Origin of the sequence: Methylobacterium gnaphalii, from assembly GCF_007992215.1 — a bacterium.
In the GTDB taxonomy this organism is placed as follows: Bacteria; Pseudomonadota; Alphaproteobacteria; order Rhizobiales; family Beijerinckiaceae; genus Methylobacterium; species Methylobacterium gnaphalii.
The window spans coordinates 21,541-37,783 of record NZ_BJZV01000033.1; the positions used below are offsets into that span (position 1 = coordinate 21,541).

At 62.4% G+C, this 16,243-nt stretch carries 14 protein-coding genes and 2 pseudogenes; 6 read left to right on the plus strand and 10 right to left on the minus strand.

The genetic code is table 11. The features are described 5' to 3' along the window. The first annotated feature begins 135 nt into the window (after positions 1 to 135). The 3 genes and pseudogenes from MGN01_RS24685 to MGN01_RS24235 form a co-directional block, all read left to right on the plus strand. Positions 136 to 450 carry a hypothetical protein gene (locus MGN01_RS24685; RefSeq protein ID WP_505744198.1) on the plus strand — a complete coding sequence of 105 codons (315 nt, stop codon included), beginning with the start codon at positions 136 to 138 and terminating at the stop codon, positions 448 to 450. Next, positions 447 to 2,027, plus strand: a complete 1,581-nt coding sequence (locus MGN01_RS20125) for a DHA2 family efflux MFS transporter permease subunit (RefSeq protein ID WP_147048618.1) — start codon at positions 447 to 449, stop codon at positions 2,025 to 2,027. Before MGN01_RS24685 ends, MGN01_RS20125 begins: the two co-directional genes overlap by 4 nt. 710 nt (positions 2,028 to 2,737) lie before the next feature. Continuing rightward, positions 2,738 to 2,838: pseudogene (locus tag MGN01_RS24235) on the plus strand (IS5/IS1182 family transposase); the annotation flags it as partial. A gap of 124 nt (positions 2,839 to 2,962) precedes the next feature. Here MGN01_RS24235 and MGN01_RS20135 read toward each other — a convergent pair. The 6 genes from MGN01_RS20135 to MGN01_RS20155 form a co-directional block, all read right to left on the minus strand. Further along, the gene (locus MGN01_RS20135; RefSeq protein WP_147048619.1) at positions 2,963 to 3,682 is read right to left on the minus strand and encodes an enoyl-CoA hydratase/isomerase family protein; all 720 of its coding nucleotides are present in this window, start codon (positions 3,680 to 3,682) and stop codon (positions 2,963 to 2,965) included. Further along, positions 3,679 to 4,839, minus strand: coding sequence for a CaiB/BaiF CoA transferase family protein (locus MGN01_RS20140; protein WP_147048620.1), 1,161 nt, complete (start codon positions 4,837 to 4,839; stop codon positions 3,679 to 3,681). The genes MGN01_RS20135 and MGN01_RS20140 overlap by 4 nt, the downstream gene beginning before the upstream one ends. 17 nt (positions 4,840 to 4,856) lie before the next feature. Further along, positions 4,857 to 5,615: an IclR family transcriptional regulator gene (locus MGN01_RS20145; RefSeq protein WP_238258364.1), complete on the minus strand. Its 759-nt coding sequence runs from the start codon at positions 5,613 to 5,615 to the stop codon at positions 4,857 to 4,859. A gap of 636 nt (positions 5,616 to 6,251) precedes the next feature. Continuing rightward, entirely contained in the window at positions 6,252 to 6,428 is a 177-nt protein-coding gene (locus MGN01_RS23750) for a hypothetical protein (protein WP_170246082.1), read from the minus strand. 396 nt (positions 6,429 to 6,824) lie between these two features. Further along, the gene (locus MGN01_RS20150; RefSeq protein WP_147048622.1) at positions 6,825 to 7,064 is read right to left on the minus strand and encodes a hypothetical protein; all 240 of its coding nucleotides are present in this window, start codon (positions 7,062 to 7,064) and stop codon (positions 6,825 to 6,827) included. An 805-nt stretch (positions 7,065 to 7,869) separates the two neighbouring features. Beyond that, complete coding sequence (locus MGN01_RS20155; protein ID WP_147048623.1) at positions 7,870 to 8,166, minus strand: hypothetical protein; 297 nt, start codon at positions 8,164 to 8,166, stop codon at positions 7,870 to 7,872. A gap of 454 nt (positions 8,167 to 8,620) precedes the next feature. Between MGN01_RS20155 and MGN01_RS20160 the strand changes: the two genes are divergently transcribed. After that, positions 8,621 to 9,391, plus strand: coding sequence for a TIGR01458 family HAD-type hydrolase (locus tag MGN01_RS20160; protein ID WP_147048624.1), 771 nt, complete (start codon positions 8,621 to 8,623; stop codon positions 9,389 to 9,391). Between the two features lie 71 nt (positions 9,392 to 9,462). Here MGN01_RS20160 and MGN01_RS20165 read toward each other — a convergent pair whose 3' ends face one another. Next, complete coding sequence (locus MGN01_RS20165; RefSeq protein ID WP_147048625.1) at positions 9,463 to 10,467, minus strand: SDR family oxidoreductase; 1,005 nt, start codon at positions 10,465 to 10,467, stop codon at positions 9,463 to 9,465. A gap of 539 nt (positions 10,468 to 11,006) precedes the next feature. Between MGN01_RS20165 and MGN01_RS20170 the strand changes: the two genes are divergently transcribed. After that, the gene (locus MGN01_RS20170) at positions 11,007 to 11,741 is read left to right on the plus strand and encodes a DUF4336 domain-containing protein (RefSeq protein ID WP_147048626.1); all 735 of its coding nucleotides are present in this window, start codon (positions 11,007 to 11,009) and stop codon (positions 11,739 to 11,741) included. Between the two features lie 183 nt (positions 11,742 to 11,924). On the opposite strand, the gene MGN01_RS20175 is transcribed toward MGN01_RS20170, so the two are convergent. After that, positions 11,925 to 12,782 (minus strand): manganese catalase family protein, encoded by an 858-nt coding sequence (locus MGN01_RS20175; protein WP_147048627.1) that lies wholly within the window; start codon positions 12,780 to 12,782, stop codon positions 11,925 to 11,927. A 159-nt stretch (positions 12,783 to 12,941) separates the two neighbouring features. After that, positions 12,942 to 13,892, minus strand: coding sequence for a methyltransferase (locus MGN01_RS20180; RefSeq protein WP_147048628.1), 951 nt, complete (start codon positions 13,890 to 13,892; stop codon positions 12,942 to 12,944). A gap of 1,402 nt (positions 13,893 to 15,294) precedes the next feature. On the opposite strand from MGN01_RS20180, the gene MGN01_RS20185 reads away from it, so the two are divergent. Next, positions 15,295 to 15,564 carry a hypothetical protein gene (locus MGN01_RS20185; RefSeq protein ID WP_147048629.1) on the plus strand — a complete coding sequence of 90 codons (270 nt, stop codon included), beginning with the start codon at positions 15,295 to 15,297 and terminating at the stop codon, positions 15,562 to 15,564. A gap of 267 nt (positions 15,565 to 15,831) precedes the next feature. On the opposite strand, the pseudogene MGN01_RS20190 reads toward MGN01_RS20185, so the two are convergent. Next, positions 15,832 to 16,243 (minus strand): annotated as a pseudogene (locus MGN01_RS20190) (NAD(P)H-dependent oxidoreductase); the annotation flags it as partial.

Genomic DNA, 16,243 nt, shown 5'->3' on the forward strand with positions numbered 1-16,243 from the left:
CCGATCGACGGCATCGTCGGCAACCGCAGCGCCCGCGCCGGCTCCTACGCCACGCCTGGGGCGAGCCTGATCGCGCTGGTGCCGACGACCGGTCTCTGGGTCGACGCGAACTTCAAGGAAAGCCAGCTCGCCCAGATGAAGCCGGGCCAGACCGCAGACATTGTTGCCGACGTGCTGCCGGGCGAGACCTTCACCGGCCATGTCGAGAGCCTCGCGCCGGCGACCGGTGCGCAGTTCAGCGTGCTGCCGCTCGAAAACGCCACCGGCAACTTCACCAAGATCGTCCAGCGCGTGCCTGTACGCATTCGGTTGGATGGGGAAGGTGGTCGGCTCGGTCGCCTGCGCCCCGGCCTTTCCGTCACGGCCTCGGTCGATCGCCGCGGTGGCAGCCCGGAGCCGGATGTTCCGGCCAAGCGTCACGGAGAGCTGGTCGGCCAACTCGATCGATGAGCACCGCTGCGCCGGTCAAGCGGGAGCTTTCCGACTCCCAGAAGGTCTTCGCCTTCGCGGTGATGTGCATCGGCTTCTTCATCGCGCTGCTCGACATCCAGATCGTATCGGCATCCCTACGCGATATCGGCGGCGGCCTCTCGGCGAGCCCGGACGAGGTCGCCTGGGTGCAGACTAGCTATCTCATCGCCGAGATCATCGTGATCCCGCTCTCGGGCTTCCTCGCGCGGGTGATGTCGACCCGCTGGCTGTTCTGCGTCTCAGCCGCCGGCTTCACTGCGACGTCGCTGCTCTGCGGCTGGGCCTGGGACATCCAGAGCATGATCGCCTTCCGGGCGCTGCAAGGCTTCCTCGGCGGCTCGGTGATCCCGACCGTGTTCACCACGGCCTTCGCCTTCTTCCCCGGCAAGAAGATTCAACTCGCCGCCGCCGCCACGATCGGCGCGCTGTCCTCGCTGGCGCCGACGCTCGGGCCAACGGTCGGCGGCTGGATCACCGATAACTATTCCTGGCACTGGCTCTTCTTCGTGAACCTTGTGCCGGGCGTCTTCATCGCGATCGTCGTGCCGATCATGGTGCGCGTCGACGAGCCGGATCTCTCGCTCCTCAAGACCACTGATTGGCTCGGTATCGCGCTGATGGCAGCCTGTCTCGGGTGCCTCGAATACACCCTGGAGGAAGGGCCACGCTGGAACTGGACCGAGGACCCGACCATCCGCACCACGGCCTGGATCTCGGTCATCGCGGGGATCGGCTTCATCTGGCGAAGTCTCACCTACGCCCATCCCATCGTGGACCTGACGGCTCTGAAAAGCCGCAACTTCGCGCTGGGCTGCCTGTTCTCGTTCATCACCGGCATCGGCATCTTCGCGACGATCTACCTGACGCCGCTGTTCTTGGGCCGCGTGCGCGGCTTCTCGGCCCTGCAGATCGGCTTCGCAGTATTTTCGACGGGCGTATTCCAGGTGATGGCGATACCGGTCTACGCGATGCTGGCCAAGCGCATCGACTTGCGCTGGCTGATGATGTTCGGTCTCGGCCTGTTCGGCGTGAGCATGTGGAATTTCACGCCAATCACGCACGAGTGGGGCTCGGGCGAGCTGCTATGGCCGCAGGCGATGCGCGGCTTCGCGCAGCAGTTCGCGGTGGCGCCGACGGTGACGCTGACTCTCGGCGGCCTCGCGCCGAACAAGCTGAAGCTCGCCTCTGGACTGTTCAACCTGATGCGCAATCTTGGCGGCGCCATCGGCATCGCCGCCTGCGCGACAATTCTCAACGACCGCACCAACCTGCATTTCTTACGGTTGGCCGAGCATCTTAACACGACGAATTCCGCGATGCTTGCGGCGATGCGAACCATGGAGGCGCGCACGACGGGCGTTTTCTCCGGCGACGCCGATCACGGCCATGCCGCCGCCGTGAAGCAGCTCTGGTCGCTCGCATATCGCGAGGCGCAGACCATGACCTACGCCGATGCCTTCGTGGCTATTACGGTTTGCTTTGTGTTCGCCACGGCGCTCGTGCCGCTGATGCGTAAAGTTGAGCCACCCAAAGGCCCCGCTACCGACGCACATTGAGCCGCCGATCAACGACGATCGTTCGACTATCAACAGACGGGTGGGCCGCTCGAAGGATGTTTCGCCAACCTCCTCGGACCCATAAGGCACACCCCTATGAGTGAGCAGATTTTTCTAGGACTTCGCTCTCAGACATCTCGGGGTTAGGCGCGGCGCAACGCACTCGCGCCGTCGGAAGAACGCCATGGTCGCCGACGCCTTCGACGCGCCGTGATCAGCGTTCCAATCGCTGCACTCGGTCACTCACGGATGTGGCCCATTTGCGCCGTGCTGCGTCCGGAATCCCCGGAATTGCGTCGCGGTCTCAACTAAGTTTCTGATTTCGTAGGAGGCACTTAGCTGCCTGGAGAGCTTCGGCTGCGACCTTCGGAGGGCAATGCTCTATCCAGCTGAGCTAGGGGTGCTGACAGTGCGCGGTGAGTAGCTCAAGCTGCGGTCTCGTGCAACGGCGGAGCGTTGGCGGCAGGAGCCGCTCATAGGGATGAGGGCGAGACGCTCCAAAGGCAAAGGTCACACGCTCGAATCGTGTCGGGTGCGAGGGGGTAGCTCAAGCTCGGCGATGTCTCTGCGGATGCGGTGCGGGCACGGAGTTAGGTGGGTGCCGCTCCTGCGCCGCTCGCGGGACGACAGGTCATCGCGCAAGCTGATCGATGGAGGTGTTCTCTCCCTTGGATTTTGAGGATGCAGAGCGGGCGGTGATCTGACCGCTTCTGCCAACGGACGTGCGCGGCAAGGACCGCCTTGACGACTGGCGGGTGCTCAACGGCCTCTTTTCTGGCGGTTGCGCAACGATGCGCCCTGCCAATGGGCTACGATGTAGAACGCTGCTACCGAGCGCCATCGAGCTGCCGTCGATGATCCGCGTGGCGATTTCCACCAGCGGAACGATCTTGGAAGGGCCGGAACTCCCGAGAACGTTTCCGAGCGGATGGAGGTCATGCGGCCCGATAGGCGTGGATACGCTCCTTCAGGCCGGGTCGTGCGGCCGAGGTGACCAGATCAGCTAGATCCTGGGATCGGGTGTCGGCGGCGGTCGCGGCGTAGAGAGCTGCAGCGGTCTCGGGCGTGAGCTGCGCTGCCGTCTCCGATACGGTCGCGACGAGGTCTGTCCACTCAGCGCTTGGTGCGAGGCTGGTCAGGAAGCCGTCGGCCAGGGCCTCGTTGGCATCGAAGACCAGTCCATCGCCGAGAATGGAGCGCGCACGGGTCGGTCCCACGCGCTCGGCGTAGCGCCGGGTGCCGAGGACAAGGCCGAAGCCAAGCCCCGGCATCCGGAAGGTCGCGGCGGGATCGGCGACGCGGCGAGCGCAGGAGCAGATCAAGTCAACGCCCGCGCCGAAATTTCGGCCATGGGCCACGGCTAGCGTGTCGAAGGGCGCATAGCGCACCGCCTGCAGAAGCTGCTCGATCCGGATGAAGCGCAGGACGAGATCGCCTGCCGACTGCTCCTCATAGCCGCCGAAGTCGAAGCCTGCGCTGAAGTTGCGGCCGTTGCCCTTGAGGACGAGGAGCCGCACCCCGGAGGTCGTGGCCTCTTGCACTTGCGCGAGAAGGGCATCGACGAGAGTGCCCGACAGCGCGTTCATCTTGTCGGGGCGGTTGAGCGTTAGCGTCAGCGTGGTGCCGGCGCGCTCGATAACAAGCTCGTCCATCATGCGCTCTCTGCCAAAGCAACAGGCGTGACTTCGCCGAAGACCTCGTCGTTGTGCTCGCCGAGAGCCGGCGGCTGCCGGTAGATCGGGAAGCCTTCGCCGGAAAATTTCAGCGGGGAGACGAAGGTCTTGGTCTCGACCTCCGAGGGCAGCGTTATAGGCTGGACCCAGCCCATGTGCGCAACCTGTGGGTCGGCCAGGGCGTCGGAATAGCCGTTGATCGGTGAGCAGGGCACACCAGCCTTGCGGAAGCGCGCGAGCAGATCCTCGGTGGTGTGGTTCGCGAAGTCCTGCTCCAGAATCTCAAGCAGGTCCGTCTGGTGCGCGGCGCGGAGTGCCGTGGAGGCGAAATGCGGGTCCTCCATCAGGTCTGGCCGCGCGATAGCGTTGCAGGCCGCGCGATAGAGAGCATCGTTGCCCGCCGCCATGGCAAAGTAGCCGTCCTTCGCCTTGAAAGCTTGGTAGGGCGCGTTGCGCGGATGGGCCGAGCCGAGGCGCTCCGGATCCTTCCCGCTGCCGAAATACTGGCTGGTCTGGAGCGCGCCCATGGCGAGCGAGCAGCCGAACATCGAGGCGTCGATATGCGTGCCCTGGCCGCTGTTGCGGACCTCAATCAGTGCTGAGGCAATGGCATAGGCCGCGTAGAGCCCCGTGCCGAAATCCGAGATTGGCACGCCGCACTTCACCGGCGGCGCACCTGGCTCGCCGGTGACACTCATCACGCCGCTCATCGCCTGGAGAGTCAGATCGAAGCCGGCTTCGCGTGAGCGCGGGCCTTCCTGGCCAAAGGCCGAGATCGAACAATAGACAAGGCCCGGCTGCTCGGCGCTGACCGTCGCATAGTCGAGCCCCAGGCGCTGCATCACACCGGGGCGGTTGTTCTCAAGGACGACGTCGGCCGAACCGATCAGGCTGCGCGCCTTGGCGTTCCCATCTGGACTCTTAAGGTCGAGGGTCACCGAGCGCTTGTTGCGGTTCAATGAGGCGAAGTTCTCGCTGTAGCCCTCGCTGATCGGCGGCCAGGCGCGCATCGTGTCGCCTCCGTCCGGGTTCTCCACCTTGATGACGTCGGCGCCCATGTCGGCGAGGAGCATGGCGCAGAACGGTCCGGCAGCGACGCTGCAGAACTCGATGACCCGGATGCCGGTAAGCGGTCGCAAGCGCGGTTCTCCTTGGATCAGCCGGATGCGCCGGTGTGGATGGGCCGGGGCGACTGGGCGATGGGGTTGTAGCCCAGCGCCCGAGACAGACCGCGAGCTGCGTCGACGACGACGTCGCTGAAGCGGCGCAAGGCAGCCGGATCGAGCCGGTCGGCGGGACCGGAAATGCCGATGGAGGCAGCAGGCTTGCCCATGGCGTCATGGACGATCGCTGCGAGGCCACACACGCCTTCGCGCCACTCTCCGCGATTGATGGCGAAGCCCTGGACGCGCACCTGTTCAAGCTCCTGCCGCAAGGTGTCGAGACTGGTAATCGTGCGGGAGGTATGGGCGGGCAGCGGGTCAGAGAGATGGACCAGAGCCTGTTCCTGATAGGCGAGCAGCACCTTGCCCGAGGCCACGCAATAGGCCGGTGCTCGACCGCCGATCGAGGAATAGGCCCGCACCGGATGCGCACCATCGATCTTGTGCAGGTAGATCACTTCGGCCTTGTCGAGCAGCGAAAGGTGGATGGTTTCGTGCGTTTGGTCTGCAAGAGAGCGCATGAATGGCTCGGCCACGTGGCGCACGTCGACGCGTGCCAGCACCGAGCTCGCCAGCTCGAACAGCTTCAGCGTGCACTCATAGGTGCCGGCCGCCGTGGCCCGCACGTAGCCGGCCATCACCAGCGTTTGCAGGGTACGGTGGACGTTGCTCTTCGTCAGGCCGAGGGAACGAGCCAGCTCGCTCACGCCGCGGGGGGCCTCACTGGCGGCCAACCGCTCCAGAACCGTCAAGCCTTTCAGTAAGGTACTGTCCATCGTTCTGATATTCAGAATGCCGTTCTGTTTTTATCGGTCCACGATGGTGTAGGTCAAGCGGTGACGGCAGTCTGCTGCTTCTACGCTCCAGCCGTAGCGCATGCCGTCTTCCTGAACGACAGCAGGTTAGTTTCGTTGCTGAAGCAGCGATTCTCGTCGCGCTCACCAGCGTGATGTTCTGCGTGATCACTGCTCACAGCTCGACTTGCGCGTGGATGTCGTTCCTTGATGGCGGCTACCAGGGCATCAGGGTGGTCGCTCTGACCGAGATTATGCCGGCCATATCGCTGCGCGACTGGGATCCCGCTCGCCTACAGCTTGGGCTCAGGCGATCTTCCCAGGCATTACGCCGGCGGTCCGCGCCTAGCCGATCTGCGAGACCGGAAATGGGCGATGGCTGGTTTATGGCTCGCTGGCGCAGCTCTGTACGCAATCGCAGCGCGGTGATTTCGCTCGGTTCAAGCTTCGGGCACCTTGATTGTCGCCTGAGGCCGCTTCCTCGATCGGTCCTGGACGCGAAGTGCCCGTTCAGGAGGACCGGGCAGGCGAGCTAGCTCGCTTGCCCTCCCTGTATTCGTATATCTCGGATCTGCGCCCCTAAACGGCCTCGCTTCAGGAATCGGGCCCCTCCGCCTTATCGCCCTGCCCTTCCTTCATGCCACCATTCGGATCGGTGCTGTCCTCTCCGGACGCTTCGCCGCTGGCGTGGCCTTGCGGTGTCAGGCGCGGACGATCGGGAGCTTCTACATTCTCTGCCGTCGCGTCCTTCGTCTGTGTATTGTCGTTCATCGCAACCTCCGGCCTGGGTAACTAGCCTTGGGCCATGAGGTTCGCTGGAAGCGTCAATCCGTGAACATCACGCCCATTTTCGTGCCCAGGCGCCAGAGCACGCGGCATGGTCTCGGCCTCGCATCGGAGGATGGGATGAGCTGAAATACATCCGGCAAAGACGCGGGGTCTTCGACTTCAAGCTTGGCGCCGCGATCGGTCAGGTTCAGGGTCAGGCAGACTGGAACCTCCGTGCCGTGGTCCAGCAGGATGCTGCCGAGCCTGAAAACGTCCGACCTGGGTATTGTGCGACGTTCTTCCGACACGGCCCACCTCTTCGATAGTCAGTATTCAGACTTCCACATACCCGTTAATATTTGACAATCGTGAGGTGGTGCAGTCCGCCGGTTGTGTGCGCTAGCTCTCAGCCTCTTTCCGAGTTCCGGAAATCCATGGCTCCGCGGCCTCAAGCTGCCAAGCCGGGTGGCGACCATCGAGCTTCACATGCTGGCTGAGGTAGATGGTCCCCAAGAACCCGAACAGCAGAAGCAATCCCAGCGTGACAGCGTCCGGATATCGGCGCGCGCGGTGGATGCTCAAGCATCCCACGGTGAAGAAAGCTGCGAGTGCCAGGGAAAGAAGCGTGCCGTCTGACATCGAGAGGTCCGCTGTGCGAGCTCAGACCCTAAAGACATTAAACGTTCGAGGGCGATCAGATAACCCCAGTTCCTAGAAGAAGCGGCTTGTCTTGTATTTTTGCACATAGACCAAGCTATGCTGCCTCATCTCGCGCTCATCCCCAATGACGACTTGGCCCAATCGGAGCGGCGTCGGGACAATCCGCGCACGGTAAACGCTGCGGTGACTCTACCCACTCAATTGTCAGAGCCGTCCGGCCCCATCGACAGCCTATGGCACTCTACAGGCGCCTCTCATTAACGGCGCCTTCCATGCTGATCCTCGATCCCCGCATGGGCGCGATCATCGAAATCAAGCTGCCGCGGTCTCAGACTTAAAGCCGCTGCCGCCTACTGCGTGTCACGATGACGAAGAACGGCTCAGAGCCTCTGCCGTGATCCGCGGCCCTCCCCTCTTCAATGATGTCGTTGCAGAGCGGCCCGGAAACGCGCTGGTTTGTGTCCAGCCGCTGCAACGCCTTCAACCAACCATCAGCCAATTCGCCAGCACTACTACGACCGCGCCGAAGACCATTATGCCTCGCAGGATTATACTGCGCGATGAGCCGACAGTGCTCACGTTCTAACCCGCATAGCGGCAGCTCGGATCGCTGGCATCCATACGAGGCTCCCATGCGAGAGCTCTGCCAACCTGAACCTAAGTCGATTGTTTGTGCGGCTGTCTTACGCTCCGTCACAGACGTGACGTGGTCGTAGTTCTGGACTCAGTCACCGACGCTCTCGACACTCGTGAATACGGCGCCTCAGCAAGCAGACAGACGAGTCTAGGACGGCTCACCGCCAAATGTCCGGAACGACGACCTGACTTTGTCGGCGTCCGGTTCCGAGATCTGTACCGAGACCCTGACTTTGCCGGCCAAGGCGGGTTTACCTACCGTATCTTTCTTGAGGTGTCCGTCTACGACATCTGCGCGGGCCGCTTCAGTTCCGGCTGTGTTCTCTTCCGAAGACGGTCCGACTGTTACGGCTTTTCGGTCGACACCGTGCTCTTGGACAATGTGCTCGACCGCCATCTCGGCGTCGCGGCGCGTGGTGAAATCGGCTGAGACCATCCGTGCCATGAGTGCTCCGTTTGCCTGGGATCCGATCGGCAAACGGGGCGCACCGTCGAAGGTTCATTCACCGCATTCACCCGCCCTACGAGACCAGTTCAGAGGTGGGGCTGTGCATCCAGCAGAGATCCATCGGCGCGGGGTGCCTCCAACCGATATGCCGTTGTACCCTTTGTTCCGACAAGCCGTTGCTGACTGATGATAGTTTATGAGTCGGCACCGTCGCGCTTATTCTTGATTTAAATTGAATATTCAATGCAATTGATCTTCTTGATGCTGATCGGACGGCGAGCTCTTCGATTGCGTTCCCGATCGTTTAGGCGCCGACCAAATTTCCGGCCGCCTCGAAGCAGCGGGCATCGAACCAACACCAACGCCACAAACAGGTGTACATTGCTCAGTACGAACAGGCGCAGCGACCATCATCTGCGCCGCCTGAGCCGTGCGCGAGGATGGGACGATCATGACGAAGGTGACCGGCGTCCTTCTTGATTTAAGCGGTGTCGTCTTCAGCGGCGACGAAGCAATCATAGGCGCTGTGGAAGCCATCAACGATCTCCGCTCACACGGCATCCCGCTCTGTTTCGTTACCAACACAACCTCGATGCCTGTGCGTGGGCTGCTCGAGAAATTGCATCTCCTTGGAATCGCGGCATCGCGTAAGGACATCTTCACGCCGGCGGTGGCCGCGCGGAGGCTCGTCATGCAGCATGGCCTCTCGCCCCACCTGCTCGTCCATCCGAACCTGCTCGAGGACTTCGATGAACTTTCGGCTGATAGGCCGAACGCGCTGATTATTGGTGATGCAGGCTCTGGCTTCTCATACCACGCCCTCAACGATGCCTTTCGGATCATCGATGCGGGCGCTGAATTCATTGCCTTGGCGTGCAATCGCACTTTTCGCGACACCGATGGCGAGCTGAGCCTCGACGCTGGTCCCTTCGTGAAGGCCCTCGAATTCGCGACTCGTCGTGAGGCTCTTGTGCTCGGTAAGCCTGCGCCTTCGTTCTACGCCGAAGCCGTGGCGCATCTCGGCACGGCCAATCCCGAAACCGTGATGATTGGCGACGATGTCGAGTCAGACGTCGCGGGCGCCCTACACGCGGGCTTGCAGGGGCTGTTGGTACGCACCGGCAAATACAGATCAGGCGACGAAGGCCTGATCGATCGGCCACCCACTGCGGTCCTTGCAGATCTCCGCGAGGCAGTGAACTGGATCCTCGATAAAAGCTGATACTCCGGTCTCGGTGGCCGCGCCATGTTGAGTGCGACCAACCAAAGCCCTTCAACAACGGCATGGAGTGCTTAGCTTCGCCGAGCGCTGCTGTTCAGGAGGCTTGCTGCTGCTAAGCCGACTCCTGCTACGACCGCCATGGTCGTCAGTGGATGCAGACTGCCTCGCGTGTAGAGACTGCGGCGCATGACGTGCCCAGGATAACCTCCAGCGGTGCGGCCGCCCGTCTTCGAATGGTAGAGGGCGCCATCGCGGTGGCGGGCAGGCTCGTCGCGTTGCTGTTGCTCGATCATCGATCGACCGATCCGATCGAACGTGCGCGGGGCAAGCTTCTGCGCTACGCTCATGATAGGACCTGCGCCCCCCACATAGATGTCCCGCCGAGGGTGGACCGCGGCGTGCAGGATCGCCTCGGCAACCTCCTCGGTGCGATGAACGGGCGGCGGCAACTTGACCTCGCGGTCGGTGTAGTTCTTCGCGTTACTCGCGAACGGCGTGTCGATTGCGGCCGGCTTGATCAGCGTGACAGCGACGCTTGCGCCCTCCTCCTCCAGCTCGATCCGCAAAGCATCGGTAAAGCCTTTGATGGCGTGCTTGCTCGCGCAGTACATGCCCTGCAGCGGGAATGAGATGTCCGAGGCAACACTGCCCAGGTTGATCAAAGTGCCGTTGCTTCTCTTGAGATGAGGCGCCGCGACCAGTGAACCGTGCACGACGCCCCAGAAGTTGGTTTGGAACATCCGCTGGCTATCTTCGTCGCTAACCTCCTCCAGACGGCCAAAGATGGAGAGGCCCGCATCGTTGACCCAGGTATCGATGCGACCGAACCGCTTCACGGCCGCCTCCGCGATAGCCTTTACCTCGGCGCGATTGCCGACATCGGCAACGACGTGGATGGCTTCGCCGCCGGCCCTTTCAATCGCCTCTTGTTCGCTGGCGAGCACCTCGCCATTGCGGGCGGCGAGCACGACCTTGGCGGAGCGTTCTGCCGCCATACGAGCGGTCGCGAGGCCGATGCCGCTGGATGCGCCGGTGATGACGATCACCTGCTGGTCGAGAGGCTTGCGGGACTTCATTTTGGGGGTGCCTTCCAAGCGCTGGAACCTGTCTCCAAAACCCTGCCAGCCAGCATCCGTTCAAACATTGTGGGCCGCCATGGTGGGCCGCGAAGGCAAATCGCTGAAGACGCCGCCGATCTAGACTTTGCGTCAGTGACTGCTTGGCCTCTCCTGAGAAAGGTCAAGCTGCCGATCAGCCCGGCAGCACCCCGCGCAGGAAGCCCACACGCCAATGGATGCATCCCGACCGCGGCACCGGCACTTTGATGGAATGGAGGCCGACAAGGTGATGATCGGCCCGCTCTTCAACGATAGTGAGGATGCCGAAGCCCGCGGGTCGCTTGCGGTCAGCAGGGTCCAGATCCGCACATCACCTGCTGCCGCGGGCGACGCCGCATTGCGCGGCCAAGTAGCCCGTCGACGTAGGATGGTTGCGGGGAAGGGCCCATCCCATAACGTCTAGATCTGCAGGTTCTCGATGCCGTTCGTCGGAAACGGCGCCAGCCGAGGCAGGTTGTCGGAGGATCATGTGAAGAACCGACGTCGAGGTTCGCCCAATGAGCAATCCGACCTACCCGCCACTCGACACGCTGAAACCTGTGGCGCCGAACCTATGGATCGTCGACAGTGGCCCACTGCACGCCTTTGGCATGCCCTTGCCAGTGCGCATGACGGTCGTTCGGCTCGCCAGCGGCGAGATCTGGCTGCACTCTCCGACCTGGTTCGACGAGCATCTGCGCGGAGAGATTGAGGCACTCGGGCCGATCCGCCATTTGGTCGCGCCTAATACTGCGCACTGGACCTACCTGAAAGACTGGCAGTGTCGTTGCCCGGGCGCACTGACTTGGGCGGCCCCGAACCTGCGCCGGCGCCGTCCGGTGCGCCGTTCGGGCCCGCGGCTCGACCGCGACCTCAGCGATACCCCGCCAGCGGACTGGGCCGGCGACATCGATCAGATCGTTGTGCCTGGAGGCTTTGGATTTCGCGAGACGGCATTCTATCACACGGCCTCCCGCACGCTGATCCTGACGGACCTCGTCATCAATCTCGAGCCGAGTAAGGTGACGGCGGTTACGCGGGCATTCCAGCGCATCGCAGGCACTTTGGCACCAGACGGTCGGGCGCCAGTGTATCTCCGTTTTGTTGTCCGCCTGGGCGGAAGCGCAGCAAAGAACGCTGCCCGAAGGCTCGTTGCGCTCGAACCGTCCCGCCTTGTGTTTAGCCATGGCGCCTTGATTGAGCACGATGCCACTCGCGCATTGCAACGATCCCTGCGCTGGCTCCTGCACTAGCTGAGCCTATGCTTGGTCGCGCACGAGCTGCGGCGGCCGGCATCCTGGCAACGCGCACGGACCAGCCGTCCGTGACTTGGTCGCGCCGATTGGCCACCGTAGAGTTTTCCGACCATCCGCGGATCGTCACCGCTGCGTCCTGAGATGCCGAGCCCCGTGACGGGGCTCGGCAACTTCAGTCCTCTAGCCGATCTGCTGGCTTTCGGCGCCGCTGTCGGGCCGTGCAGGGCCGAGCACCGGCTCCTCGCCCATCGGCTTGTTCTTGAACACGCTGAAAGCGCCCTTGCCGTCGAGCGAGGGACCGCTGGTCCAGCGACCGGCCGGCGGCGCTGAGCCGTCGCCGGCGGTGGCGAAGAAGGCGTAGCTGTACTCGGTACGCTCCTTCTCTTGCGGGAAGCTATTCGGGATCGGCAGTGTACCCTCCTTGCCGCCCAGTTCCTCGATGACCGCGAGCCATTGCTGCTGGTGCATCGTGTCGCGCGCGATCAGGAAGCTCCACATGTCCTTCATGCCGGGATCATTCGTGGCGTTCGACAGCCGCACCGCGAGCGTCCGTCCCGTCGCCTCAGCAGCCACGTTGCAATACATGTCGGCGGCGATGTTTCCGCTCGCATAGATGTGGTTCATGTCAAACGGCACGCCGTCCGCATTGCCCGGGAAGGCCGCCATGCCGCTGGACAGCAGGTGCTTGTGCAGCATGCCCTCGGCGATATGGCGCGGGTTTTCGCCGCCCATCACGGCGCCGACGATGGCATCGGCGGCTCCGGCCTCCTGTACCTTCGTTGGAGCGTTCTCGAGGTTCATCGCGACGGCGGTGGCCAGCATCTCGATATGCCCGATCTCCTCGGTAGCCGTATGGAGGAGCATATCGCGGTACTTCGTGGTCGGCGCTCGGTTGCCCCAGGCCTGGAAGAAGTATTGCATGCAAACGCGTATTTCGCCCTCCACACCGCCGATAGCCTGCTGAAGCATGCGTGCGTAGACTGGATCCGGGCTATCGACTCTCACCGGATACTGAAGGCGTTTGTCAAAATAATACATAGATTAGGCTCCCAACAGACGAGCACAGCGTGAGTTGAGAAGCTTCGCTAACGACGCGATCTGCTTCTGGTGCGGCCAATCAGCGTGTCACGAAACTGTTCACTCGAAGCGCGCATAAAATGCGCTTTTTCGATCGGCCGCGTCATGCGCACCAGCCCTTCACGGCTGGTGCCTGCGCGTTGCGGTGAGAACGACGAGCGCAATGCGATCAGCCTTGGCGTAAGCCGGATCGGCAAGTTCTTCGCCGTAAGCGTCGGAATCGAATTCGCGGTAGGCCCAATCGAGTCCGGCACGCTCGCAAACGGCGGTTGCGGCTTTGCGAAACGCGTCTTCGCCATCGACGATCACGGCGCCCGTGAACAGCACCAGGCTGCCGCCCGGTGCCAAGCGCTCCGCCGCTGCCTCCACGACCGCCAGCGACAATCCCTCGCCTGCTGCGCCACCGCCGTGGCGGTAGGCTCGTCCGAGGCGATCAACCATGAAGGGCGGATTCGACACGATCAGGTCGAAGCTGCCTTCGACGGCGCTGAGCAGGTTGCTCTGCCGCGGCTCGACCGTCACTGCGGCGAGCTTCGCGTTCACGCCAGCGAGGCGCAACGCTGCTGGATTGACGTCGACCAGGACGACCTCCGCGTCCGGCGCGCGTTTCGCAACGGCGATCCCAGCAGCCCCGGAACCGCAGCCAATGTCGACTGCGCGCCGCAGAGGCGATGTGCGCGTGTCGAGATGACCGATGACGGCCGAAACGAAGCGTGCCGTGTCGGGACCGAAGAAGACCGCATCCTCCGCCTCCGGCGGATAGGCCGAGTGCACGAATAACTCGCCATCGAGGCTCGACACGCGGATTGTCGAGCGAAGCCCGTCCGCACCTTCCGCCAAAACGTTCGCCCGCCGCATCAGAGCAACCCAGCGAGACGGCAGAAGGCCTTCGTCGAACGGCCGGCTCCAGCCGAACACATCCCGTATCGAACGAGCACGCTCGTTGCCGGGTCGCCGGTTGACGTGCGCATGGCTCGCGGGCGTCACCGTCGTGAAAGCATAGCCATCCTCGCGCAAGGCTTGCACCAGCTCGACAAGTGCCTGCGTCGTCTCATGCTGATCCAACATCATCCAGGTCACCCGAATATTGGCTGAGTGCAGAGCGGCAGATAAATCTTCCGACCGGACAATTTTCGCATATTTTCTCCAGATATTCTGTGTAGCTTGACCTAAGCTTCGGGTTGGAATATTATTATAGGTGAATTTCAAGTAGATTATCTGCGTCAGTCTTGGTCGATTGTATCAAATTTCGCGCGGGCGGCCTGTCCGATCTGGCTGGAGCAGACAGACGACGGTATCGCGACCAGACGGCCGAGCGCTTTCACACTGAACCGTAACGAAGCCCCACAAACTGGGAGGAGCAGGCAACCCGAATGGCAGGGCCTAGGACGGCACCCTGCCATGACCAAAACTTCTCAACCGTCCGCGGGCGGGCAACGCCCTGGGCCTGGAGACAGCTGGAGCCTCAGTACGAGCTTCGGGGGAGAAGTTCGAAGGCTTGGGTCAGTTACTGATCTCCGCGACCTCCATCATTCGCGTTGCTCCGAGATGTGATGGTGGGTGCGCCCCTCGTGTTGTTGCACATTAGAAAGCTCATCCTCGAACAGAGAAGCGGAGCAACGAACCGGGGTTGCTCATGTTCAATGATTTTAGGGAACGTCCGAATCTGTACTTTTCGCCATTGATGTAAGTTAAGCAGCTGGCCATCTTAGGCTTCGCTTTGAGCAGGATCGGAAGGCGATAGCGGCAGCTGGAGCGACAGCCGAGGCGTAGTTGTGGGGAATTCATCGTAGCGGGTAGCAAGGTGGTGGAAGTTCTCGAGGCGGTTGCGCGTCGCCTCGATGCGATTGCGTGCCCAGTAACGTGCCTTGTCGTGACTGATCCTACTCTTCTGGTGCGCCTGCCTTGGATGATCGGCGCGAGATCATTCTTGCGGAGGTCTACGCGCAGCCCGGCGGCATCGTAGCCTGCTGGGTCGGCGCTGAAGCGGTGGATCCGGCCGGCGCTATGCCCACGATGCCAGAGTTGCGCTGACATCCTCGGCATTGCAGCGCGTCAGCATGAGGACGCCAGGCCAGCTGGGCACGGCACTTCAGGGCCTTCTCGCGATAGCCCGCAGGGCGAGAAAAAGGCCCGACCAGCATGGGCTGGCGGGCCGAGTTCAAGGGAGGAATGCTGGGATGGTCAGCACGCGGTGAACCGGCGATGTGAGGGATTGTTCAATCGAAGCTGCAAGGTCCGGTCTGACGTGGCTTGCCCATGAATTGCTGCGGTAAAGTGCGACGTCGCGATTGCGCTGGAAGCCAGGTCCGTCACCCGGGTGAGCGTGTCGCGGACCGATGATTACGGCGAGACGCGAATGGTTCACGCCGGATTAGGTCAGACACGCAATTTCAGATGCGCCGCTAACATGGGTGGGAGCAGCGTCTGCGGATAACTCCGAAGGATAGCTCCTTGCGATGGAGAAGCGCCTATGACGAGCACCGCGACGATTCGAACCGGAGAATGGAGAGGGTTGGAGCAAGAGGTGTTCGAGCGAGTCAAAACGGGGATGGTCTGCAACGCGAAAGACTGTGACCCAACGACTGTTTTTGTTCGCAAACGTGAGCACTCGACTCGGAGGGAAACCGAGCGCCAACAGCCAATAAAGATCGTCGGTTCGGGGCAGTGCCTGGACGGCGATCGCAGCAATGTTGCGCCGTTTGACGAGCTTCTTTTGAAGGTTTTCGAAGACGAGCGTTGATTGAGAGCGCCAGCGGATCACGGCTACCCCGCTGGCCAGCACGCTTAAGCCTTGCAGATAAGCTACTGCCGCCTCTTAAGCCCGAGACCGATTGGCATAAGCTGCCCGAAAGATCTCGTGCATTGCCCCGCGCCGCCAATAACTGCTGTAGCTTGGCACTCCTCGCGCATCCCCGATCGGTGCGCCATTAGGCTCGCTCTTTGTCGAGGCCGTCTGCAGGATCTTGCTGAAGAGGCAAGTTGAGACGGTTGAACGAGACCCACACCCCTATGTGGTGGACTGGGCTCCGCGCTCGGCTTCCGTCGTGCCAGGCACGACGCCTTTTCGCGTGACATGCCCGACGAACGCTTCGACCCACGTATCGAAGCAGGCCATCGCCCTAGTTTCTTGGGCCATGTCGTCGGCTTGGTCATCGGCGTAGGGTCGCCCAAGCCCAACCGAGGCATGGCGCCAGAGATCGTCCGGCACCTCGATGCCACTGTAGCGACACTGCCAGACGAGGCTCTGGTACGCTTTGCGCTCGTCACCCTGGTACGGCTCGTCGGAGGGGTTGAACCAGTCCTTTTGCTTAAGGATCCGCGGTCGGCGATCGTCGTCGAGTTCGTTGCCTCCTTCGTTGCCGTAGCAGAAGAAGCCCGCGCTCCGCCCTTCCAAGTGGTTCTTAGAGCGCCTAACAGAA